Here is a 21,851-nt window from a genome sequence, read left to right as displayed (position 1 = left end):
TCCGCTTCGCCTGAACATGCGCCGACGGATCAGGGTTTCTTGTCGCCGGACTGCATCCGCTCCTTCAGCGCCAGCAGCTTGGCGAAGGGCGAATCCGGGTCTGGCTGCTTTTCCGCCCGCTGTGGCTTGCGATCGCCGCGCTGGTCGCCCCGCGCCTCGTGACGGTTGTCCTGACGCCCCTGCCCCTCATGCCGGGGACGTGGGCGGCCACCTTCCTGGCCCGGCGTGAAGCCGCCGCGAAAACCGCCCTTGCGCCGGTCGTCGCCGCCACGGCGTCCGCCGCCTTCACCGGCGTCTGCCTGGCCCTGGCCACCCTGACGCTGACCGCCGCGATAACCGCCGCGCTCACCGTCCTGCTGGCCCGCGTGCTGGCTAGCTTGCTGCCCGCCCTGGCCGCCGCGTCCGCGTCCGCCGCGACCGGCGTTGTCACGCCCGCCGCGACCATGGCGATGATGCTGGTGACGCTGGGGCCGCCAGATGTCGAGCAGCGTCGGCCCGGCGTCTTCTGCAGCCGCCTCTTCCGTTGCTGCGGCTTCCGCTACGGTCTCTGTTGCCGCGACAGATTCCGCTGCGGGCTCCCCTGCCTGCGGCGCGGCAACATCGTCCGCCGTCGCTTCAGCCGCCGGAGTTTCGACGGGCGCTTCGGCCGCGACGGCCGGCGCCATGACTTCCGCCGTTTCCGCAGCCGGGTCCGCCGGCGCTTCCATCGCTGCTTCGGCCGGCGCGTCGCTCGCGGCAGCCGCTTCGGCAGTAGCGGTTTCTTCCGCCGCAGCCTCGCCCGTCACGGCTTCCGCTGGCGCGGTGGCGGCGCGGGGAACCAGCGGCACGGTGATGGCCGGGCCCTCGCGCTGCTCCGAAGCATAGTTCAGCGAGCGCAGGATCGAGGCGAAATCGTCGCCGGCGCAGCCAACGAGCGAGGTCATGGCGACGGTGACGACGAAACCGTCGCCATCAGCGGCGCCAGCCGGGGGCTCGCCGGGCGTCACGCCCGGGCGGTAGGTCACCGCCGGACGGATCAGGTCGGCCAGTCGCTCCAGGATGTCGACGCGCACGGCGCGGGCGCCGCAGACGCGGAAGCCGGCCGCGCGATACAGGTCGCGGCTGATTTCCGGGTCGAGCACGATCGAGGTGCGGCCAGAGGCGGCGAGATGCGGCAGCTCGTCCAGCCCCTTCGTTTCGGCGGCGCCATGCTTGAGGACCCAGAGCTGCACGGCGAGCGCGCGCGGGGCCGGCTTCAGCAGCGCCGGAAGGTAGATGTGGTAGGCGCCGAAGCGCAGGCCATATTTGCGCAACTGGGCGCGGCCGTTCTGGTCCAGCGCCTTGACGTCCTGCGCCACTTTGGCGCGCTCCAGCACGCCCAGCGCCTCGACCACCTGGAAGGCGACGCCGCGGGCAAGGCCTTCGATGTCGGTTGCTTCCTCAAGCGCGGTCAGTGCGCCGAGCAGTTTGGCGATGTGCGATTTGACCCAGAGATCGACGCGCGCCTGCGCTTTCTCGCGCGCTTCGCCGGCCAGCATGTCGTCGGCCAGCAGGATGGCGCGCGGCTCCAGCAGCTTTTCGCCGGGGGCCAGCTTCGCGACAATGTCGCCCAGCCAGCGCAGCGAGCCGTCGTTGGACAGCACAAACGCTTCGTCCACCGCCATCGACACCCGTTCGGCCCGGGCTTCAAGCTCGGGGCCGAGCGATTTTTGCGCGGCGGCGCGCAAGGCGCGGGCTTCCGATCCATCCGCCTGCGGGTCAGGGACGAAATGAAGGCCGCGGAGATTGCCCACGTGCTGCCCTTCGACGCTGACTTCGCCCGTGGGCGTGACTACTGCTTCCATATGCGCGTTCTCTCTGAGGCGCCGCATCAGCACGCTTGTGCGCCGGTCCACGAAACGGCTGGCGAGCCGCTCGTGCAATGCATCCGAAAGTTTGTCCTCTACCTGACGGGCGCGCTCCTGCCAATGCTCAGGATCGGCCAGCCAGTCGGGGCGGTTGGCGACATACGTCCAGGTGCGGACCTGGGCGATGCGCGCTGACAGGGCGTCGATGTCCCCATCGGTGCGGTCAACAGCGGCTATTTGCCGGCCGAACCAGGTTTCATCAAGGCTGCCGTGGCGCATCAGAGCACGAAATATCGTGCTGACAAGGTCTGCATGGGCGTGTGGCGAGACTTTTCTGTAATCCGGCGTCTGACAGACGTCCCACAGACGGGCGATATGCTGGGGGTGGCGCACCAGGCCGGTCACTTCGACGTCGCCAGCCAGCGCCTCCAGCACCGCCATGTCGTCGGCGGTCTGGGCGCGCGTCAGGCCTTCTTCATTTGGCGTCGCGGCCAGCGAGGCCAGCAGCCCCCGGATGGAGCGGAAATTCAGGCTGGCGTTGCGCCACTGCAGCACGCGCAGCGGGTCGAAACGGTGTTCCTCGATGGCTTCGGCCAGTTCCGGCTCGAACGCCGGGCAGCGGCCCGTCGTGCCGAAGGTTCCGTCGCGCATGTAGCGGCCGGCGCGCCCGGCGATCTGGCCAAACTCGGACGGATTCAGCCGGCGGAAGCCAAAACCGTCGAATTTGCGGTCGCTGGCGAAGGCGACGTGATGCAGGTCGAGATTGAGCCCCATGCCGATGGCGTCGGTGGCGACCAGATAATCCACCTCGCCCGACTGGAACATCGCCACCTGGGCGTTGCGGGTGCGTGGCGACAGGGCGCCCAGCACCACGGCCGCGCCGCCTTTCTGGCGGCGGATCAACTCGGCGACCGCATAAACCTCCTCCACCGAGAAGGCGACGATGGCGGAGCGCGGCGGCAGGCGGGTGATTTTCTTGCCGCCGGCGAACATCAGCGTCGACAGGCGGGGGCGGGTGACGATCTCCGCCCCCGGCAGCAGCTTCTGGATCAGCGGCTTCATGGTCAGGGCGCCGATGATCAGCGTCTCGTCGCGGCCGCGCATGTTGAGCAGCCGGTCGGTGAACACATGGCCGCGACCAAAATCCGCCGCCAGCTGAATTTCATCGATGGCGCAGAAGGCGACGGAGATGTCGCGCGGCATCGCTTCAATGGTGCAGATCCAGTAGCGCGGCCGCGGCGGCTTGATCTTTTCTTCGCCGGTGATCAGGGCGACATGGGCCGCGCCAACTTTCTCGACCACGCGCTGGTAGACCTCGCGCGCCAGCAGCCGCAGCGGCAGGCCGATCATGCCCTCGCCGTGGGCCACGAGACGCTCGATGGCCAGATGGGTCTTGCCGGTGTTGGTCGGCCCGAGAATGGCGGTGACGCCGCGGGCGCGTTCGCCGGGCGGCAGGGTCCCCCGGGCGGAAGAAGGGCGATTGCTCATTGGATGGCCGGCGCGCCGGAGCCCTGCCGGAAAGCGAACGCCGCTTCCCGGAAAGGCGCAGGACCGGATGGCCGGAGCTGACCGTGATGCTCCGGCATGGTCGGCGCTTTTTGTGTTGCGGGACGGCGCCTCCCGGTGGAAGGCGCCTGATGCTCCCTATATGGGCATGCCGCAGCGGTTTGTCAGAACCTTGCGGGCCAGCTTGCCGCTCAGGCGGCGCGGAACGCCTGAAGCGTCCCGCAATCCCCTGTCGCGTGGGCCATGCCGCGTCCGTCGTGGCGACGTCCGCCTGGCCGCGTCAGCCCTGGCGGGCGGCGATGGCGTCGGCGACGGCGACGACGCGCTTGCCCATCTCGGCGTGCAGGATCTCCACCATCTTGCCGTCCACGGACAGGACGCCCTTGCCGGCGTTCTCCGGCAGCTGGAAGGCGGCGATGATCTTGCGGGCCCACTCCACCTCGGCGGCCGGCGGCGCGAAGATCTCGTTGGCCGGCTCGACCTGCGTCGGGTGAATCAGGGTCTTGCCGTCAAAGCCGAAATCGCGGCCCTGTTCGCACTCGGCGCGGAAGCCGTCCATGTCGGAGATGTTGTTGTAAACGCCGTCAAGAATGTCGAGGCCTTCGGCGCGGGCGGCGGTGAGAGCCAGAGACAGCCACGGCAGCATTGGCGCGCGGCCGGGCACGAAGCGCGCGCGGGTTTCCTTGGCCAGGTCGTTGGTGCCCATGACAAAGCAGGCGAGGCGGGTGGATTTGTCGCGGGCCGCGGCGGCGATGCGGGCGATGTCGAGCATGGCGGCCGGGGTTTCGACCATGGCCCAGACGCGGATGGCGTCGGGGGCGTTGGCCAGCAGTTTGCCGACTTCCAGCAGGGTTTCCGGGTTGGATACCTTCGGAATCAGGATGCCGTCAGGATTGGCGGCGGCGGCGGCCAGAATGTCGTCGCGGCCCCAGGGGGTGTCGAGCCCGTTGGCGCGGATGATGACCTCGCGCGGCCCGTAGCCGCCAGCTTTCACGGCGCCGCAGACCTGCTCGCGGGCATTGAGCTTGGCGTCCGGCGCGACGGCGTCTTCCAGATCGAGAATCAGGGCGTCGGCCGGCAGGGTTTTCGCCTTCTCCAGCGCGCGGGCGTTCGAGCCCGGCATGTAAAGAACGCTGCGGCGGGGGCGAATGGCGGTCATCAGGAGCTCCTGGAATGTGTGGTCGTCTGTCCTGTCCGGAACAGTTCATGTTGCCGGAGGTGTTTGTGCCGGATTTGCGCAATTTCGCAAGCCTGGACCCCGATTCATTCATTCTGGATCGCGTGTGCGTCGCCTTTCCGGCGCCTTCGCCGGCTGTTGCGCCGGCAAATTCCACATTTTTCCATGGTGCATAAAATGATTGCGTGCAAGGCTTTGCGGGAGCAAACGGTGTTGCAATCCGTCTGCGGGGCGCCAGTTGCGCGCGCAGTCAGGCGCGCGACTGCATGCGCGCCTGACTGCGCGCCGCGCCGCTCCGGGACACTGTCCCCCATGACATGGAGCGCCCATGGCCAGAGAAGCTGTCACCAACGCATTCCCCACCCGTCTGACGGAGGGATACAAGGCGTTCCTGAACGAGCGCTTTCCCAGCGAACGCAACCGGTTCCAGATTCTGGCCGAGCGCGGACAGAGCCCCGAGACGCTGATCATCGGCTGCTGCGACAGCCGCGTGTCGCCTGAAGTGATTTTTGACGCCAGCCCGGGCGAGCTGTTCGTGGTCCGCAACGTGGCCAATCTGGTGCCGCCCTACGAGACCGGCGGCGACTTCCATGGCACCTCGGCGGCGCTGGAATTCGCCGTGCAGGCGCTGAAGGTGAAGCACATTGTCGTGCTGGGCCACCAGATGTGCGGCGGCATCAAGGCGTTCGCCAACCATGCCGATCCGCTGTCGCCGGGCGACTTCATTGGCAAATGGATGGCGCAGATCCAGCCGGCGGCCGACGCGCTCGGCGCCCAGGCCCGCACGGGGGCGGATTACATCACCCGGCTGGAGTTCGCGGCGATCGAACTGTCGCTGCGCAATTTGCTGACCTTCCCCTGCGTGCGCATTCTGGCGGAGCGCAACCAGATCGCCCTGCACGGCGCTTACTTCGGCGTGGCCGATGGCGTGCTGCGGGTGCGCAATCCGCAAACCGGGGAATTCGAGCCGGCGGTGGAAGGTCTGGAGGCGCTGGGCCGGATGGCGCCGCGCTGCGACTGAAGCGGTCGCCGCCGCATGGCGGCCGGCCAGGAAAGCAGGGCAACCCGCGCGTTCGCGCTGAACCGGCGGGTTGTCCTGAAGCGCCGCCGGAAAATGAAAACGCCGCCCGGTTGGGCGGCGTTGTCGTTTGGGGGGCGGAAATCAGGCCGCCTTCTTCTTCGGCGTCAGCAGCTTGCGGTTGATCAGCGCCTCGGCGATCTGCACGGCGTTGAGCGCCGCGCCCTTGCGCAGGTTGTCCGCGACCACCCACATGGCCAGCCCGTTCTCAACGGTCGAATCCTCGCGGATGCGCGAGATATAGGTGGCGTCCTCGCCCGCCGCCTCGTGCGGGGTGATGTAGCCGCCAGGCTCGTGCTTGTCGATGACGAGGCAACCCGGCGCATTGCGCAGGATCTCCCGCGCCTCATCGGCGGTAATGGGGTTCTCGAACTCGATGTTCACGGATTCCGAATGGGAGATGAACACGGGCACGCGCACGGCCGTTGCGGTGAGCCTGATCTTCGGATCGAGGATCTTCTTGGTCTCGACCACCATCTTCCACTCTTCCTTGGTGAAGCCGTCTTCCATGAAGACGTCGATCTGCGGAATGAGGTTGAAGGCGATGCGCTTGGGGAACTTCGTGGTCTTCAGTTCGCCAGCGGTGAAAATCGAACGCGTCTGGTTGAACAGCTCGTCCATGGCGTCCTTGCCGGCGCCGGACACCGACTGGTAGGTCGAGACGACGACGCGCCTGATGGTCGCCTTGTCGTGCAGCGGCTTCAGCGCCACGACAAGCTGGGCGGTCGAGCAGTTCGGGTTGGCGATGATGTTCTTCTTGCCGAAGCCGCGCACGGCGTCGCCGTTCACTTCCGGCACCACCAGCGGCACGTCCGGATCCATGCGGAAGGCGGAGGAGTTGTCGATGACGACGACGCCCTGGGCGCCCAGCTTCGGCGACCATTCCTTCGACACGTCGCCGCCAGCGGACATCAGGCAGATGTCGACATCGGAGAAGTCGTAGGTGGCGAGATCCTTCACCTTCAGGGTGCGGTCGCCGTAGGAGACCTCCTGGCCGAGGCTGCGGCGCGAAGCCAGTGGCACGACCTCGTCCGCCGGGAAGGCCCGGTCGGCAAGGATCTGCAGCATCTCACGCCCGACGTTGCCGGTGGCGCCGGCGATGGCAACCTTGTAACCCATCGTGATGTTCCTTTCCGCCTCAGAGCCGGTTGGAAGACAGTTCCGTTTCAGAGTTCCTGACGGGGTTGTCCGCGCATATGGGAAGCAGGCGCCAGACAAACCACGTCTGGAGCGTTTCCGTTCGCATGATGAAAGTGCGGAAACGCCCGTATTCCTGATCTGACGCAATTCCGGCCCAGCCGGGGTTCATGGAATTGCCGTCAGCCTCCGCACCGGCCGCGCCGGTCGTCCACACGCCGTCCTCACCCGTCGGAGGACGCGGGAGAGGGCGCGATTCAGGGTTTCGCCGTTTTTATCCGGAGAGTGGCCGGGGACAGGCTGGTGGACGCGGCGGCGGTCGCCGTCCCCAGCGATGCGCCGTTCGCCAGATTTCCAGTGAACCTGAGCGGAAGCATGTCAAACGTCCCGTGCGCCGCACCTGTCGCGGCCGGCTTCCACAAGCACATGACTGGCGTTGTTGTCAATATTTCCGTGAACAACGCCGTTCCATCGCCCGTCGCGTCCCGGCGTGAAGCTGACGTTAACCGGACCAGGCGCACTGCTTGCGCCGGTAACGGTCTGCTCACGGTCCTGGCGCCATGATGCGATCTTCCACCCTTTGATGCGGAGCCGGCTGCATGATGACCGGCCCCGGATAGACCATGCGCGGCGGCGACCGCGCTCCAGGGATGTCGTCTCCATGAATCGCATCGGAAAGCTGGCGCGCGCAGGATTGACCGGAAGCAGGCGGGCCGCCGGCCCGCGCCGCGCCGCGCCGGCGCTGGATAACGCTCCAGCCCGCAAGGGCTCCTGGCGCGGCGTTGCTGCGCTTTCCGTCGTGCTGCTCGGTGGTTTTGCCGCTTTTGCCATGATGCCCGGCGATGAACGACCGGAGACGCCGGCTCCGGCTGCTGCTGCGGATGCGGAAAATCAGCAGGCGAGTTCCCAGGTCGGGAATGCCGGGGCCGCGAACGCCCAGACAGCCAGCGTTGCCGACGCCAGAGCTCCGGAAGCCAAAACCCCGGAAGCCGGCGGCCAGACGGCCCAGCCGGAAAAATCACCAGCGGCTGGTTGGGTCGCGGCCAGTGAGGAACAGCCGGCGTTTCGTCTCGCGCCGCTGCCACAATTGCCTGGCACCGCAACGCTCAGGGGGCTGATGGCCACGGCCGGCATGGTCGAGGGCGTGCGCCACGCCTCCGGCGGCGGCCGCGACGATGCGCTGATCATTGGCGATCCGGGGCAGGCGGGGCCACTGCTGCGCCTGTCGCTGTACCGGCCAGGCTCCGAGCCACAGCCCGGCGGTTCGTTCTTCGTCGACGTGGCGCGCCGGGCTGGCGAGACCGGCATGTGGGTGGAGCGCTTCGCGCCATTGCCGGCGCTGGAGACCCGGCTGGGGCCGGTTGACATCGCCGTGGCGCGCCTTGGCGGTCCATCTGGCGCCCGCAGCTGCGTGACGTTCAAACAAATGCGCGCCCAGCCCGATCTGCGTCTCAGCGGGTGGGTCTGCCTCGACGGCGCCGCGCCGCCGGCGCCAGAGGCCGCAGCCTGCATCATTGACGCTGTCCGCTGGCAGCGCGAGCAGGACGAGCCGCAGATCGCGGCGCTGTTCGCCGCCAGCGCTTCCACCACATCAGCCTGCGCCCAGCCCGCAGCTGGCGACCTGACCAGTTCGATCCGTCCCGCCGAAGCCACACGACGCTGAAATCACCCCGTTGCCGCCGGTCAGGCCCTTGCATGACGGCCATCTGGCGACAATCATCCTCCCGGGCTGGCCGCACTGGCGGAATCGATCACAGGGCGTCATCGCCAGGGTGCTTCCGCCGCGTCGCGACAGTCGCCAGTCCTCATGGCAATGGGTCTTCGTCCGGCGGCGGCGTTTGCCCTGTCAATTTGGTTGGATGCGTTTTCTTGCGCGGCATGGTCTGCGCTCCGCATGAATCGTTCCGCACATACGGATCTGGCGCCGCTTTTGCGCGCGAGGGTTTATGGCGAGGGGGTTTATGGCGAGGGGGTTTATGGACAGACGCACACTTCTGCTCGCTTCACTGTCCGCAGCGACAACCGCCGGGCTCGCTGCGCCAGCTTCAGCCAGGCAGCCGCGCCGTCAGGCCGCAAGGAATGAGCCGTCCCCAGGGCCCGCTCCCGAGCCGGTGAATGAAGCGGTGCGCGCGTTCGCCGCCATGGATCTGGGGCCGGACGGCCGCGCTTCCTGTCTCATCGTTGCTGATGAACGCGCCGGTGGCGAGACGCCCGGAGGCGGACAGACGCCAGGCGCGAAAAAGGAAGACAGGACCCTGTGGCGGGCGGAGTACGCGCCGGACGAGGCGCTGTTCGTTGGCAGCGCCATCAAGACCTTCATTCTCGCCGGATTCCTGCAACAGCAGGAGGCTGGCAAGACCTCCATGAGCGCCCAGGCGCTGATCGATGATTCGGTCCGGTCGCTGTCGAGCCCGGTGTTCATCAACCTCACCGGCCGCACGCCCTTTGTCAGCGTGCTGGAGGCGATGATCACCCACAGCGACAATACGGCGACCGACGTGGCGCTGGCTGCTACCGGGCCAGCCCATGTGCGGAAGCTGATCCAGAAAGCCGGGCTGGCGAAAACCCGCATGCCGGATTCGACCCGGGCGCTGTTCGGCTGGCTGGCTGGCGACGCCCCAGGCGTCGATCCAGGCTGGCAGGGGTTGCAGGCGATTGCAGCTGGCCCCACGCCAGCCAAAAGCCGCAGCCCGGTCGGCGGCGACGGCCCGACCATGCAGAGCACGGCGAGCGATCTCGTGAACTGGCACCGCGCCGCCATGACCGGGCGTTTCTTCGAGAAGCCGGAAACTTTCCTGCAATACCGGCGCATCATGGCCATGGCCGACGCATTGCCGCAGGTTGTTCCGCCAGACATCATGGCCTGGGGCAAGGGCGGCAGCATTGACTGGGCCGGTTTTCACTGTTTCAGCCTCGCCGGCCAGATGCTGACGGCGGGCGGGCCGGCAACATTCTGTTTCACCATCAACTGGCGCGGGCCGGACGCGGAAACTCCGCGGGTGTTCGCCGCCTACCGGGATGCGGTGCGCAGGACGCTGACCGAGACCTGCAACGCACGGGCGTGATTTGCCGCGCCAGTACGGCGATGGGTCCCTGGCCCGCAAACCCTGGGCCCGCAAACCCAAGGTCTGTAAAGCCAGGCGTCGCCTGGTTTCCTGGTGAGGGTCAAAATATCCGGCCTTCCCCGATCCGGTTCCTTCCGGCCATTCAGGCTGGCGTCCTGGACAATACCGGGGCAGGACAATTGCTGATTTCGGTAGCGAAGGCGCGACCGGCGCCCTATCTGAGGGAGCGGGACGGTCTGCCGGGCGCGCGCTTCTGTTGCGCTGCCTGATGGCGGGCCGTGCACAAGAACGTCCAGGTTCATCGTCAGGCGGGTCCCTGGGGCCCGAATTCGGCGGAAAGGCAGGGAGAACGTCATGCGCGATTACACGAAGTTCTATATCGACGGGAAATGGGTTGAGCCCGCCGCCGGCGCGAAAACCCTCGACGTGATCAACCCGGCTGATGAATCCGTTGCGGGTCGCATCTCGCTGGGAAGCGCGGCGGACGTGGATGCGGCGGCGAAGGCGGCGCACCGGGCGTTCCAGACATTCTCGCGCACCAGCCGCGAAGAGCGCATCGCCCTGCTCGAGCGCATCATTGAAGAGTACAAGAAGCGCTTCGATGACATGGCCGCCGCCATCACCGAGGAAATGGGCGCTCCGACCATCCTCGCCCAGCGCGCCCAGGCTCCGATGGGCGTTGGCCACCTGCAGACGGCGCTGAACGTCCTCAAGAACTACAAGTTCGAGGAAGAGCGCGGCGGCACGGTTATCGTCAAGGAGCCGATCGGCGTCTGCGGTTTCATCACGCCGTGGAACTGGCCGGTCAACCAGATCGCCTGCAAGGTCGCGCCGGCGCTCGCCACCGGTTGCACCATGGTGCTGAAGCCGTCCGAGATCGCGCCGTTCTCCGGCCAGATCTTCGCCGAGATCATGGACGCCGCCGGCGTGCCGGCAGGCGTGTTCAACCTGGTCAATGGCGATGGTCCGACCGTGGGCGCCGCCATCAGCTCGCACCCGCTGATTGACATGGTGTCGTTCACCGGTTCGACCCGCGCCGGCATCGAGGTGGCGAAGAACGCCGCGCCGACCGTCAAGCGCGTGCACCAGGAGCTGGGCGGCAAGAGCCCGAACATCATCCTTGATGACGCCGACTTCGACCGCGCCGTTTCCGGCGGCGTGCGCAGCGTCATGAACAACTCGGGCCAGTCGTGCAACGCCCCAACCCGCATGCTGGTGCCGGCCGCCCGCATGGAAGAGGCCATCAGCATCGCCCGCGCGGCGGCGGAAGCCACCGTGGTCGGCAAGCCCCAGGACAAGGTCACCATCGGTCCGGTGGTGTCCGAGACCCAGTTCAACAAGATCCAGGGTCTGATCCAGAAGGGCGTCGATGAAGGCGCGACCCTGGTCGCCGGCGGCCCTGGCCGTCCGGAAGGCCTGGACAAGGGCTACTACGTCAAGCCGACCGTGTTCGCCAACGTCACCAATGAGATGACCATCGCCAAGGAAGAAATCTTTGGCCCGGTGCTGTCGATCATTGGCTACAAGGACGTTGATGAGGCTGTTCGCGTTGGCAACGACACCGAGTATGGCCTCGCCGCCTATGTCTCGGGCTCGGATCCGGCCAAGGTGCGGGAAGTGGCCTCGCGCCTGCGCGCTGGCCAGGTCATCCTCAACGGCGCCGCGCCGGACCTGATGGCTCCGTTCGGCGGCTACAAGATGTCCGGCAACGGCCGCGAGTGGGGCGATCACGCTTTCGGCGAGTTCCTGGAGGTCAAGGCTGTTCTGGGCGTGCCGAAGCAGGCCGCCGAGTAACGCCGCGACAGGATGTAAACATGAGGCCGGGCGCAAGCCCGGCCTTTTTTTGCAAGCCAGGTCTTCTTGCAAGCCACGTCGTTTTGCAAGCCTGGCCTTTTTTGTTTGTGCTGGCGTTTTTGAGCTGGCGCTGGCTGGCTGCGTCAGGCGGCTGGACCTTCCGGCGCCGCTGCCTGCTGATCCGCCGGCTTTTTGGCCTTGATGAATTGCGGCCGCCAGCGGCGGTGCATCCACAGCCACTGCTCGGGGTGCTCTAGCACCCAGCCAGCCACCACGTCGCTCATGGCCTGCATGGCCCCGGCCACGTCGATTTCGCCGCTGGCGTCGCGCGGTAATTCCAGCGGCGGCGTCAGTTCGATGCGGAAGCGCGCGCCGTCAAGACGGATGACGCGGGCGCCGTGCACCGGGCAATCGAAGCGGCGGGCGAATTTGCCCATGATCGGATTGGTGAGGCAGGGGCGCCCAAGGAACTGCGTGACCACGCCCCGGGTAAAATGCTGGTCGATCAGCATGCCGAGGTGGCCGCCCTTTTCCAGGGCCTCCACCATGGCGAAGGCGGCGCCAGGCCGCGCCGCTTCGAGGCCGCCCATGGTCTGGCTGCGGATTTCCTGCACGGCTCCGGCGATGGCCGGATCGTTGGGGGCGCGGAACACCGCCGTCACCGCAAGGTCGTAACGGGCGGCGCAGATCGCCGGCAACTCCCAATTGGCCAGATGCGCCGAGAAGATGATGCCCGGCTTTTCATCTTCCCGCAGGGCGATGAAGTGCTCGATGCCGGAAACCTGGATGCGACCATTGGGGTCGGGATTGTCGTAGTCGTAGTCGAAAATCTCCGCCAGATGCGGATATTCGCCGGCGGTGCGCCCCAGATTTTCCCAGGACTTGCGGGCGATCGCCTTCAGCTCCGTTTCAGACCTGTCCGGGAAGGTTGCCCGCAGATTGGCCATGGCGACGCGATTGACGCCGATCCATGGGCCGATGGCGCGGGCCAGCGCGCCGCCAAGGGCGCTGGAGCGGTCCGGCCCGAGCAGGCGAAAGAAGCCAAAGATGGCGCGCACGGCGCCAAGCATGAGGACGCCGGCGATGCGGGAGCCGGTCTTGCGAACAACTGTCTGGAAGCGTGACACTTTTGATCCGGGATATGAACGATGCGCGCAGATAAACCAATTTGCGCGAAAGGGGGAGCGGGTATTGCAGGAAAACGCGATAGCGTGGCGTCGCGGCGGTTGCGTGGCCATGGCGCGCGGCGGGCCTGCCAGATGCGAAAGGCCGCCCCATGACATGTTATGCGCGCGCCAGCGGTGATGATAAGACCAGAACCGATGAAACGGATTGATCAGGTTCTGGCGAACGGTTTCAGGCGAAGCCTGGGCGACGCCAGGGCTTCGCAGGGTCGCGAACGCTCCGGCGCCTTCGCGACCAGGTCACAAGAGTTTTCCTGGAAGCCAGGTTTGATTGCAAGGAAATGAGGCCCGTGAGCAACGATTCGTCCGCGCCGCTTCCCCCTCGCGCCGATCCGGCGGAAGTCGCGCATTTCGACGCTTTGGCGCGGCGGTGGTGGGACCCGGACGGGCCAATGAAGCCGCTGCACCGGCTCAACCCGGTGCGACTTGCCTTTATCCGCGATGTGGTTTGCGCGCATTTTGGCCGCGATGTGCGCGATGCGGCGCCTTTCGCCGGCCTCACTGCCCTTGATGTCGGTTGTGGCGCCGGCATGTTGTGTGAACCGCTGACCCGCATGGGCGCCTCCGTCACCGGGCTCGACCCGGCGCCGGAGAATATCGCTGTCGCCCGGGCGCACGCGGAGGCTGGCGGACTGGCGATCACCTATCGCGGCGAACTGGTTGAGGACGTCGCGGCGGCGGGCGAGCGTTTCGACATCGTCACCGCGATGGAGGTGATTGAGCATGTGCCTGATCCGGCAAGCTTCGTCGCCGCCTGCTGCGCCGCCGTGAAGCCAGACGGCATCTTGCTGATGGCGACGCTGAACCGCACCCGCAAGGCGTGGGCCCTGGCGATTGTTGGCGCCGAATACGTGCTGCGCTGGGTGCCGCGGGGCACCCATGACTGGAACCGGTTCGTCACTCCCGAGGAACTCGCCGCCTTTATCGCCGGCGGCGGCATGGCCGTGCAGCGCACCGAGGGCGTGGTCTACGAACCCTGGCGCGATGTCTGGCGCCGTTCGCCGGACACCGAGGTCAATTACATGCTGTGCGCCCGCCGGCCAGGAAGCCAGGGCATTTCCGGGGAACCCTGAGCCAGCTTTTCATGAAGGAAATCCGCAGGGCTTTCCGGCCAGACGGAGCCGTCTGGCCGGAAAGGATTTGCGCGAATAGCTGGCGCAGGTCAGGCTGGACCGCGATCACGCTCCAGAGCTTTGGCGCCGCACGATTGTTCGCATCATCCGCTAGCCGGCGCGGTGGAACGCCCGGATGGCCATGGCGATCATGGCGACCGAGAACACAAGGGAGGCGAGGGCGCTGGCGAGATAGACCCCCAGCACGTCGCCCCACAGCGCCAGCGCCAGCCAGCCGCCGCCGATGGCGATGACAAAGCGGACAACGGACAGGATGAACGGCCGGCGAATGTCGCCGAGGCCCTGGCAGGCGAAGTAAGCGGCGAGGCCCGCGCCGAGCACCGGAAAGATGGGGGTCAGGCAATGCAGGTACAGTTCGCCATAACGGGAGACCTCCGGGTCGGAGGTGAAATGCGCCATCCAGCCCGCAGCGTTCCATGAAACGACGCTGAACGCCAGGCCGATGCCGGCGGCGATGGTCATTCCAGCCAGGGCCGCCTGGCGGGCGCGGACCGGATTGCGGGCGCCGACGGCAGTGGCGACCATGGCGATGACAGCCGAGCCAAAAGCGAAGGTAATGGGCGCCTGCAACAGGTCGAGGCGCGCGGCCGCCCCATAGCCGGCGATCGCGGCGTTGCCGAAGCGGCCGACCATGCCGGTGACGAGGAACAGCGCCATCTGGAACAGCAGCGCTGAAATGGCGGCGAGCAGGCCGACGCTCATGATGTCGCGCACCTGCGGCCAGTCAAGGCGGATGGCGCGCAGCCGCAGCCGGGCCAACGCCCTGGGCGAGACCAGGTAGACGCCGATGATCAGCGAACCCACGGCATAGGCGGAGAGAAAGGCGACGCCGGCCCCCGCCACGCCCATCTGGGGAAATGGCCCCCACCCCATGATGAGCGTCGGCGACAGCAGCAGGTGCGCCGCCTCGCCAACGACAATCGCCATCGCCGGCACGAGCATGTTGCCGGAGCCACGGCAGATATTGGCGAAAATGTTCTGCAGCCAGATCAGGACGCAGCCGCTGAAGCCGACGACGCTGTAGATGACGGCCGCCTCCAGGGCGGCGCCGCTGAGGCCCATGGCCCGGTAGAGCGCTGGCCCCCCTGCCAGCGCCAGCGCGGTGAACAGGGCGGCGCCCGCCAGCGCCAGCGCCACGGAAACGCCAGCAAGCCGTTGGGCGTTGTCGATATGGCCGGCGCCAAGCGCCCGGCCCACGGCTGACGCCACGCCAGCCCCAACCCCCGCCGCCGTCATGGTCTGCATGATGATGAGCAGGGGGAACACGACGGAGACGCCGGCCAGCGCTTCCGGCCCCAGCCAGGAAACAAACCAGGCGTCGGCGATAATGAAGGTGATGCGGGCGATCGCTTCGCCGACATTGGGGGCGGCAAGCACCAGCAGCCGCGTGAACACCGGCCCTTCCAGCAGCCAGCGGGTGCGCGGGGACAGGCTGGCGTGGTCAGGCGCCTGCGGGGAGCCTGGATCCTGATCGTCAAGCGTGGCGGTGATGGACATGGCGTTTTCCCGGTCATTGCCCGGCGTGGTGAGCGGCCATGGAGCCGCCGCCAGCAATTGTGCCGCCAATCAGGTCACGGGGAACAACCGGCGTCCATTACGCGTCAGGTCATGGCGATGCGTCCCGGTTGCATGGGTGGTTTCCCGCGTGGCGCGCCTCGCGCCCGCGGGCAAGTCCTTCTGGGCCGTCGTTCTGGGCCGTCGTTCTGGAATGCCGCCGGGGATCTGCCGGGGGCTTGTCCGGGCCTCGCGGCGCACAAAAAAACCGGGCGACTGGCATCGCCCGGTTTCAAAAGCTCGGTAACGGGAGCAATCAGCCAGCGGCCGACTGCTCGATGTCAGCCGAATCGGCGGCTTCGCCGGCGCGCGGGCGACCGCGGCGGCGACGGGCGCGGACCGGGAAGCGCTCGCCGGTTTCATCGACGCCACCGTCTTCCTGCGGCTGGGCGGCTACGGACAGGTCCGCGCTGCTCTCAACGGCCGGCTCGGGCTGGGCTTCCACAGGCGCCGGGGCTGGCGCGGCGCGCAGCGGCGTGGTCAGGAAAGCCGGCAGGCCCGCAGCGGCGTCCGTTTCATCCACTGGCGTCTCGGCATCGCGGGTCGGGGCAGCGTCCCGGTCGCGCCGGAAGCGCTCGCGCCTGCCGCGCGGCTCGCGCTCGCCGGCCTGACGGAATTCGCCGCTCTCGCCGGCGTTGACGCGCGGCTGGCGTTCGCCGCGCGCGGGACGCTCCTGACGCTCTTGCCGTTCCGGGCGATCCTGCCGCTCGGGACGTTCCTGGCGCTCATAACGCTCGCCGCGCTGGGGACGTTCGAAACGCTCCTGCCGGTCGCGATAGCCGGACGAGGCGCCCTGACCGGGCTGCGGCGCGCTGGCTGGATAGGCTTCATCGCCAGTTGCGACCTGCGGCGGGCGCTGGGTCGCCGGGGCGTCAACGCCGTACTCTTCATCGAGTTCGCCGTCGTCAGCGTCGTCGAAGGAGCGGGGCAGGGCGCCGTAGGTCTGCTGGAATTGCGCCTGGGCCGCAGCGATAATGCGGAAATAGTGCTCCGCGTGCTGCAGATAGTTTTCGGAAGCGACAGGGTCGCCAGTGACCTGCGCGTCACGGGCCAGTTGCGCATACTTCTCAGCGATATGCTGGGCCGTGCCCCTGATCTTCACATCCGGTCCATTGGACTCGTAGCTGCGCGTCAGCGGGTTGGGGCCCTTGCGGTTACTCCGTCCCCGCACGCGCCTGTTCTGACCTGGTCTCATCTGTCTCTCATGTGAAGCCATTGTCTTGCACTACTTTCCGCTCCGCGCCGGCTTCGCGCGCTGGACGGCCGGGATCAACATCCACAGCGAGCTACAGGCCGCTTCTCACTGGAGAAGCCGATAACCCTGGCTCAGGTGATCAACTGATGACGGCGCGCATCCGGCCGCCGGGCAGTCCCTGAAACGCGGCCGGTTTCTCAACCCGCCACCGCTCCAGACAGACGCCAGACCAGGTTCATTGTCCACCTGGTGCATTTCCGTCCGCGAATGGATCTCCTTCGCGTGCAAATGCTCTGGTCTGCGGATGCTTCCGTAATCGTCCATCGGCCGTCATCAGAGATTGAAAGACCCAGCCCCATCAGCAGGGCAACCAGGTCAAACTCCAACGATCTGAATCCTGGGACCTTTCCGACGGTCAGGCATCTGCCTGACAGGAAAAGGCGCCGGATCGGCACGGCCGATCGACGCGCCCATAAGGCCGCTTCTCCCTCCGAAGCGCCAGATTACGGGCTCAAATCACGTCGTATGGCTGGCACATTACCTGTTTCGCGCGTCATCGCCAAGCAGAAATTCAGGACCACCGTCCTTGCCGTTCACGGTTTGACGCCGGACACCACGCGCATCACCCCGGCCAGATCCTGCGTGACCCGCGTCGCGGCGAACCCGGCGGCGCGCGTCAGCGCCGCCACATCCGCCGCCTGGCCCACGCCCACCTCGAACGCCGCCACGCCGCCGGAACGGAGCAGCCGCATCGCCTGGGGCGCCAGCAGCCGGTAAGGCGCAAGCCCGTCGGGGCCGCCGTCCAGCGCCAGCACCGGATCATGCAGGCGCACCGTTGCGTCAAGGCCGGCCAGGGCGTGGCTTTCGATATAGGGCGGATTGGAAACGACCAGATCGAACCGCTCCGTCGCCAGGGCGCCGGCCCAGTCGCCGGCCACAAAGCCGCAGCGGCCGCCAACGCCATTGGCTGCTGCATTGTCGCGGGCGATCGCAGCCGCTCCGGCGGCCAGATCGACGCCGACGCCAAAGGCCTCCGGCAATTCGCTGAGCAGGGCGATCAGGATGCAGCCCGTTCCGGCGCCCAGATCAAGCAGGCGCAAAGGCCCCGTAACTCCCTGTTCGCGCATGCGATCCAGCGCTGTTTCCACCAGGGTTTCCGTGTCCGGGCGCGGCTCCAGTGTGTGCGGGCCGAGCCGGAACTCCATGCCCCAGAACGCGCGTCGCCCCAACACCCGCCCCGGCGATTCGCCAGCCAGGCAACGGGCGGCGGCGGCGCGCAGCCGCGCCCGCTCATCGCCGGACAGCGGCGCGTCAGGACTGGCGATGATCTGGACCAGTTCAAGGCCGAGCACGCCGGCAAACAGGATGCGGGCGATGCGGGCGCCTTCTCCCGCATCGGGCCCGGCCAGAACCTTGCCCAGTGCGGCAAGCGTGGCCGCCCGTCCGGTTGCTGCCGGCAGGGCGTCAAGCGGCGCCAGCCGCGCATCCGGGTGGCGGCCGCGTGGCGCGCCGTTCATGCGTCGCCGTCCGAGGCCAGCAACTCGGCCTGGCGGGCGGCGGTGAGGGCGTCGACCAGTTCGTCGAGGGCGGCGCCGGCGATGACTTCGTCGAGCTTGTAGAGGGTCAGGCCGATGCGGTGATCGGTCACACGTCCCTGCGGGAAATTATAGGTGCGGATTCGCTCGGAGCGGTCGCCGGATCCCACCTGGGAGCGCCGGTCGGCGGCGCGCTCGGCGTCCTTGCGGCCGCGCTCGGCGTCATGCAGTCGGGCGCGCAGCAGGCTCATGGCCTTCGCCCGGTTGCGGTGCTGCGAACGTTCTTCCTGCACGTGGACCACCGTGCCGGTGGGCAGATGGGTGATGCGAATGGCGGACTCCGTCTTGTTGACGTGCTGGCCGCCGGCCCCGCCCGCCCGCATGGTCTCGATGCGCAGGTCGCCATCGTCGATGTCCACGTCGACATCTTCCGCCTCCGGCAACACCGCCACCGTGGCCGCCGAAGTATGGATGCGCCCGGAGCTTTCGGTCGCCGGCACCCGTTGCACGCGATGGACGCCCGATTCGAACTTCAGCCTGGCGAAAACGCCGGCGCCGCGCACCTCGGCGATGATTTCCTTGAAGCCGCCGACCACGCCCTCGCTCACCGACAGCGGTTCGACCGACCAGCCTTTCAGGGCGGCGTAGCGGCTGTACATGCCGAACAGGTCGCCGGCGAACAGCGAGGCTTCGTCCCCGCCGGTCCCGGCGCGAATTTCCAGAATTGCCGATTTCTCGTCCGCCTCGTCGCGCGGCAACAGCATCAGCCGCACCTCGTGCGACAGCCGCTCCATCGCGTCTTCCGCGCCGGCGAGCTCGTCCTGCGCCAGCGCCCTCAGCTCGGCGTCGGAGGCGGGATCGTCCAGCACGGCCTGAAGATCCGCCAGATTGGCGCGGGCGCCCTGGTAGGCGGCGATGGCAGCCGCCACCGGTTCAAGCGCCGCCAGCTCGCGCGAGGCGCGGGCGAAGGTGGCGCCGTCCGGCCCCTCAGCCAGGGTGGCGTTCAGCTGGGCATGGCGGGCGAGAATCGCGTCCAGCCGGTCCTCGGGGGGCCTGAATCCGTTCATGTGTCCGCAATGGCAGAAAGCGCGGCCAGTGAAAAGCCGCGACAGCGTTTTCCGGGGGGAACTGGGGCTGCTTTGCCTTGAGAAAGCGCGTCAAGCCAATGGAAACCAAAGAGATATGTCGGGTCCGATCCAGTTTGGCAGGGCTGTCCGCAGCCTGGGGCGCCGGCCGGCGGATGGCCGATCCCGGGCGCTGCTTACACGGGGATGCAATTGGCTTCGGCAAAGGCTTCCAGGCGCGGCCGCAGCGTCTCCAGCTGGCCGTCGCAGCGCAGGACCTCATCGAGGAGGGCCGTCAGCGGCGCCACGTCCAGCGCCAGCAGCATGGCTTTCACTGGCCCGACCGCCGCCGGCGGCATCGACAGGGCCCGGAAGCCAAGGCCGATGAGGGTCATGGCCTCCAGCGGCCGGCCCGACATCTCGCCGCACACCGTCGCCATGCAATTGTGCCGGGCGGCCGTGTGGGCGATGTGCCGCAAGGCGCGCAACGCCGCGGGTCCCAGCGGGTCGAAACGGCCCGCCACGTGGCGGTTCTCCCGATCCGCCGCGAACAGGAACTGCATCAGGTCGTTGGAGCCAACCGAGATGAAGTCGGCCTCGGCGCAGATCTCTTCGAGCTGGAACAGCAGCGACGGCACCTCGACCATGACGCCGAGCTTCACTTCCGCCGGGTCCGCGTGGCCGTGCCGTTGCAGATAGGTCCGCTCGCGCGCCACCAGAGCGCGGGCGCGCAGGAATTCGTCGATGGTCGCCACCATCGGGAACATGACGCGCAGCGAGCGGCCGGCGGCGGCGCGCAGCAGGGCGCGCATCTGCGCCCGCAGCAACGCTGGCCGGTCGAGGGCGATGCGGATGGCGCGCCAGCCGAGGGCGGGGTTCTCCTCCTCGATGCGCTCCATGTAAGGAAGCACCTTGTCGCCGCCGATATCCAGCGTGCGGAACGTCACGGGCGCGTCGCCGGCGCCCTGCAGCACCTGCTCGTAGAGCATCTGCTGTTCGGTGGTGGAGGGCAGCTTTTCCGCCACCATGAATTGCAGCTCCGTGCGGAACAGCCCCACGCCAGCCGCGCCGGATTCGGCCAGATGCGGCATGTCGACCAGCAGGCCGGCGTTGATGTTCAGCCGGACCTCGATTCCGTCCTTCGAGGTGGAAGGCAGTTTGCGCAGACGCTTGTATTTGGCCTGGGCGCGGGCGCGCAGCCGCGCCTTTTCCGCGTAGGCCGCCTCCACATTGGGCTGCGGGCGAATCTGCACCTCGCCGGCGACGCCGTCGACGATGATGGCGTCGCCCGCTTCCACAAGCGAGACGATATTGTCGATTTCGCTGACAGCCGGAATGCCCAGCGCCCGGGCGACGATGGCGATATGGCTGGTCTTGCCGCCCTCTTCCAGCACGAGGCCGCGCAGGCGGGAGCGGTCATAGTCGAGCAGGGCCGCCGGCCCCATGGAGCGCGCCACCAGAATGGCGTTGTCCGGCAATTCCTCGCGCGCCGCGGTGAAATTGGCCCCGGAAAGCTCATGCAGCAGCCGGTTGGCCAGCTCGTCCAGATCGTGCAGGCGTTCGCGCAGATAGGGGTCGGTCTGGCGCAGGATGCGGGCGCGGGTGTCGGACTGCACGCGCTCGACCGCGCCTTCCGCCGTCAGGCCGGTGTTGATGGCCTCGCGAATCCGCCGCAGCCAGCCCTGGTCATTGGCGAACATGCGCACGGTTTCGAGCACGTCGCGGTGCTCGCCGCTGTGGGCGACGTCGCCGCGCGCCAGCAGGCTGTCGATGCGCGCCCGCAGGCTGGTGATGGCGCCGTCGATGCGGGCCAGTTCCCCGGCCGCGTCATCGGCGATCAGCTTCTGCACCACCACGCGCGGTTCGTGCAGCACCACGTAGCCAAGGCCAATGCCTTCCGACAGGGAGGCGCCGCGCTGCGCCAGCGAGCGGCGGATGGCGATGTCCTGGCCAGGCTCCGCCAGGGTTTGCAGATCGCCCGAGGCCACCATCTCGGCGATGACCATGGTGGTGGTCTGCAGCGCCTCGATCTCTTCCTCGGTGTAAATCCGGTAGGCGCGGTTCTGCACCACCAGCACGCCGAGGGTGTTGCCGGCGCGCAGGATCGGCACGCCAAGGAATGAATGATAGATCTCTTCGCCGGTTTCCGGCCTGTAGGAAAACGCCTCGTGGCTCTGGGCGTCGGAAAGCGCCAGCGGTTCGGCGCTGGAGGCGATCAGGCCGACGAGGCCCTCATCGGAATTGATGATGGTGTGGTGCACCGCCTCGCGCTTAAGGCCTTCCGTTGCGTAAAGTTCCAGATTGCCATCGGCGCGCAGCACGTAGACCGAGCAGACCTCGGCCACCATGTTGTTGGCGATCAGGACAACGATGCGGTCGAGCTTCTCCTGGGCGCTGACCGTCTCCGCCATCACCTCGCGGAGACGACGCAGGAGCACGCGTGGGCCGCCAAGAGCGCCTCGCATCAGCAAGCACCTCGCTCAGGCCGGATTTCCGGCACGTTCCGCCACCGGGGACCAGTCGCGCGGAGTGGACGAAAGACGGCGTTGTTCGCCGCCCGTTCTGATAGTGTTCTATAAGGGAGTCGCAACCCTTCCCGCAAG

General features: G+C 67.5%; 14 protein-coding genes. 5 read left to right on the top strand and 9 right to left on the bottom strand.

Annotated features, from left to right (window positions below; translation table 11 throughout):
• Positions 1–29: 29 nt before the first annotated feature.
• Positions 30–3,314 carry a helicase-related protein gene (locus ACERNI_RS05315; RefSeq protein ID WP_448832238.1) on the bottom strand — a complete coding sequence of 1,095 codons (3,285 nt, stop codon included), beginning with the start codon at positions 3,312–3,314 and terminating at the stop codon, positions 30–32.
• A 298-nt stretch (positions 3,315–3,612) separates the two neighbouring features.
• Positions 3,613–4,491: an HpcH/HpaI aldolase/citrate lyase family protein gene (locus ACERNI_RS05310; protein WP_448832237.1), complete on the bottom strand. Its 879-nt coding sequence runs from the start codon at positions 4,489–4,491 to the stop codon at positions 3,613–3,615.
• A gap of 346 nt (positions 4,492–4,837) precedes the next feature.
• On the opposite strand from ACERNI_RS05310, the gene ACERNI_RS05305 reads away from it, so the two are divergent.
• A complete protein-coding gene (locus ACERNI_RS05305) occupies positions 4,838–5,530 on the top strand; it encodes a carbonic anhydrase (protein WP_448832236.1) in 693 nt (230 codons plus the stop codon).
• Positions 5,531–5,671: 141 nt separating this feature from the next.
• Here the strand turns inward: ACERNI_RS05305 and ACERNI_RS05300 are convergent, their stop codons facing one another.
• Complete coding sequence (locus ACERNI_RS05300) at positions 5,672–6,706, bottom strand: aspartate-semialdehyde dehydrogenase (RefSeq protein ID WP_448832235.1); 1,035 nt, start codon at positions 6,704–6,706, stop codon at positions 5,672–5,674.
• 679 nt (positions 6,707–7,385) lie between these two features.
• Between ACERNI_RS05300 and ACERNI_RS05295 the strand changes: the two genes are divergently transcribed.
• From ACERNI_RS05295 to ACERNI_RS05285, 3 genes are all read left to right on the top strand, one after another.
• A complete protein-coding gene (locus ACERNI_RS05295; protein ID WP_448832234.1) occupies positions 7,386–8,387 on the top strand; it encodes a hypothetical protein in 1,002 nt (333 codons plus the stop codon).
• Positions 8,388–8,847: 460 nt separating this feature from the next.
• Complete coding sequence (locus ACERNI_RS05290) at positions 8,848–9,789, top strand: serine hydrolase (protein ID WP_448832233.1); 942 nt, start codon at positions 8,848–8,850, stop codon at positions 9,787–9,789.
• Positions 9,790–10,143: 354 nt separating this feature from the next.
• Positions 10,144–11,583, top strand: a complete 1,440-nt coding sequence (locus ACERNI_RS05285) for an aldehyde dehydrogenase family protein (protein WP_448832232.1) — start codon at positions 10,144–10,146, stop codon at positions 11,581–11,583.
• A 143-nt stretch (positions 11,584–11,726) separates the two neighbouring features.
• On the opposite strand, the gene ACERNI_RS05280 is transcribed toward ACERNI_RS05285, so the two are convergent.
• A complete protein-coding gene (locus tag ACERNI_RS05280) occupies positions 11,727–12,710 on the bottom strand; it encodes a lipid A biosynthesis lauroyl acyltransferase (protein ID WP_448832231.1) in 984 nt (327 codons plus the stop codon).
• A 338-nt stretch (positions 12,711–13,048) separates the two neighbouring features.
• Between ACERNI_RS05280 and ubiG the strand changes: the two genes are divergently transcribed.
• A complete protein-coding gene (gene ubiG / locus ACERNI_RS05275) occupies positions 13,049–13,840 on the top strand; it encodes a bifunctional 2-polyprenyl-6-hydroxyphenol methylase/3-demethylubiquinol 3-O-methyltransferase UbiG (protein ID WP_448832230.1) in 792 nt (263 codons plus the stop codon).
• A gap of 150 nt (positions 13,841–13,990) precedes the next feature.
• On the opposite strand, the gene ACERNI_RS05270 is transcribed toward ubiG, so the two are convergent.
• From ACERNI_RS05270 to ptsP, 5 genes are all read right to left on the bottom strand, one after another.
• A complete protein-coding gene (locus ACERNI_RS05270) occupies positions 13,991–15,397 on the bottom strand; it encodes an MATE family efflux transporter (protein WP_448832229.1) in 1,407 nt (468 codons plus the stop codon).
• Positions 15,398–15,710: 313 nt separating this feature from the next.
• Positions 15,711–16,649: a DUF4167 domain-containing protein gene (locus ACERNI_RS05265; RefSeq protein WP_448832228.1), complete on the bottom strand. Its 939-nt coding sequence runs from the start codon at positions 16,647–16,649 to the stop codon at positions 15,711–15,713.
• Between the two features lie 593 nt (positions 16,650–17,242).
• Positions 17,243–18,166: a peptide chain release factor N(5)-glutamine methyltransferase gene (prmC, locus tag ACERNI_RS05260; RefSeq protein WP_448832227.1), complete on the bottom strand. Its 924-nt coding sequence runs from the start codon at positions 18,164–18,166 to the stop codon at positions 17,243–17,245.
• Positions 18,163–19,251: a peptide chain release factor 1 gene (gene prfA / locus ACERNI_RS05255; protein WP_448832226.1), complete on the bottom strand. Its 1,089-nt coding sequence runs from the start codon at positions 19,249–19,251 to the stop codon at positions 18,163–18,165. Before prfA ends, prmC begins: the two co-directional genes overlap by 4 nt.
• 194 nt (positions 19,252–19,445) lie before the next feature.
• A complete protein-coding gene (gene ptsP, locus ACERNI_RS05250; protein ID WP_448832225.1) occupies positions 19,446–21,713 on the bottom strand; it encodes a phosphoenolpyruvate--protein phosphotransferase in 2,268 nt (755 codons plus the stop codon).
• Positions 21,714–21,851 lie beyond the last annotated feature (138 nt).

It is taken from the genome of Camelimonas sp. ID_303_24 (assembly GCF_053543495.1).
The sequence above is the reverse complement of the archived record's forward strand: the minus strand, read 5'-3'. Positions and strand labels throughout refer to the sequence as shown.

Coding starts and splice junctions, on each gene's coding strand:
- ACERNI_RS05315 (WP_448832238.1), bottom strand. CDS start 3,314: ATGAGCAATCGCCCTTCTTCCGCCCGGGGGACCCTGCCGCCCGGCGAA.
- ACERNI_RS05310 (WP_448832237.1), bottom strand. CDS start 4,491: ATGACCGCCATTCGCCCCCGCCGCAGCGTTCTTTACATGCCGGGCTCG.
- ACERNI_RS05305 (WP_448832236.1), top strand. CDS start 4,838: ATGGCCAGAGAAGCTGTCACCAACGCATTCCCCACCCGTCTGACGGAG.
- ACERNI_RS05300 (WP_448832235.1), bottom strand. CDS start 6,706: ATGGGTTACAAGGTTGCCATCGCCGGCGCCACCGGCAACGTCGGGCGT.
- ACERNI_RS05295 (WP_448832234.1), top strand. CDS start 7,386: ATGAATCGCATCGGAAAGCTGGCGCGCGCAGGATTGACCGGAAGCAGG.
- ACERNI_RS05285 (WP_448832232.1), top strand. CDS start 10,144: ATGCGCGATTACACGAAGTTCTATATCGACGGGAAATGGGTTGAGCCC.
- ubiG (WP_448832230.1), top strand. CDS start 13,049: ATGAGGCCCGTGAGCAACGATTCGTCCGCGCCGCTTCCCCCTCGCGCC.
- ACERNI_RS05270 (WP_448832229.1), bottom strand. CDS start 15,397: ATGTCCATCACCGCCACGCTTGACGATCAGGATCCAGGCTCCCCGCAG.
- ACERNI_RS05265 (WP_448832228.1), bottom strand. CDS start 16,649: ATGAGACCAGGTCAGAACAGGCGCGTGCGGGGACGGAGTAACCGCAAG.
- prmC (WP_448832227.1), bottom strand. CDS start 18,166: ATGAACGGCGCGCCACGCGGCCGCCACCCGGATGCGCGGCTGGCGCCG.
- prfA (WP_448832226.1), bottom strand. CDS start 19,251: ATGAACGGATTCAGGCCCCCCGAGGACCGGCTGGACGCGATTCTCGCC.
- ptsP (WP_448832225.1), bottom strand. CDS start 21,713: ATGCGAGGCGCTCTTGGCGGCCCACGCGTGCTCCTGCGTCGTCTCCGC.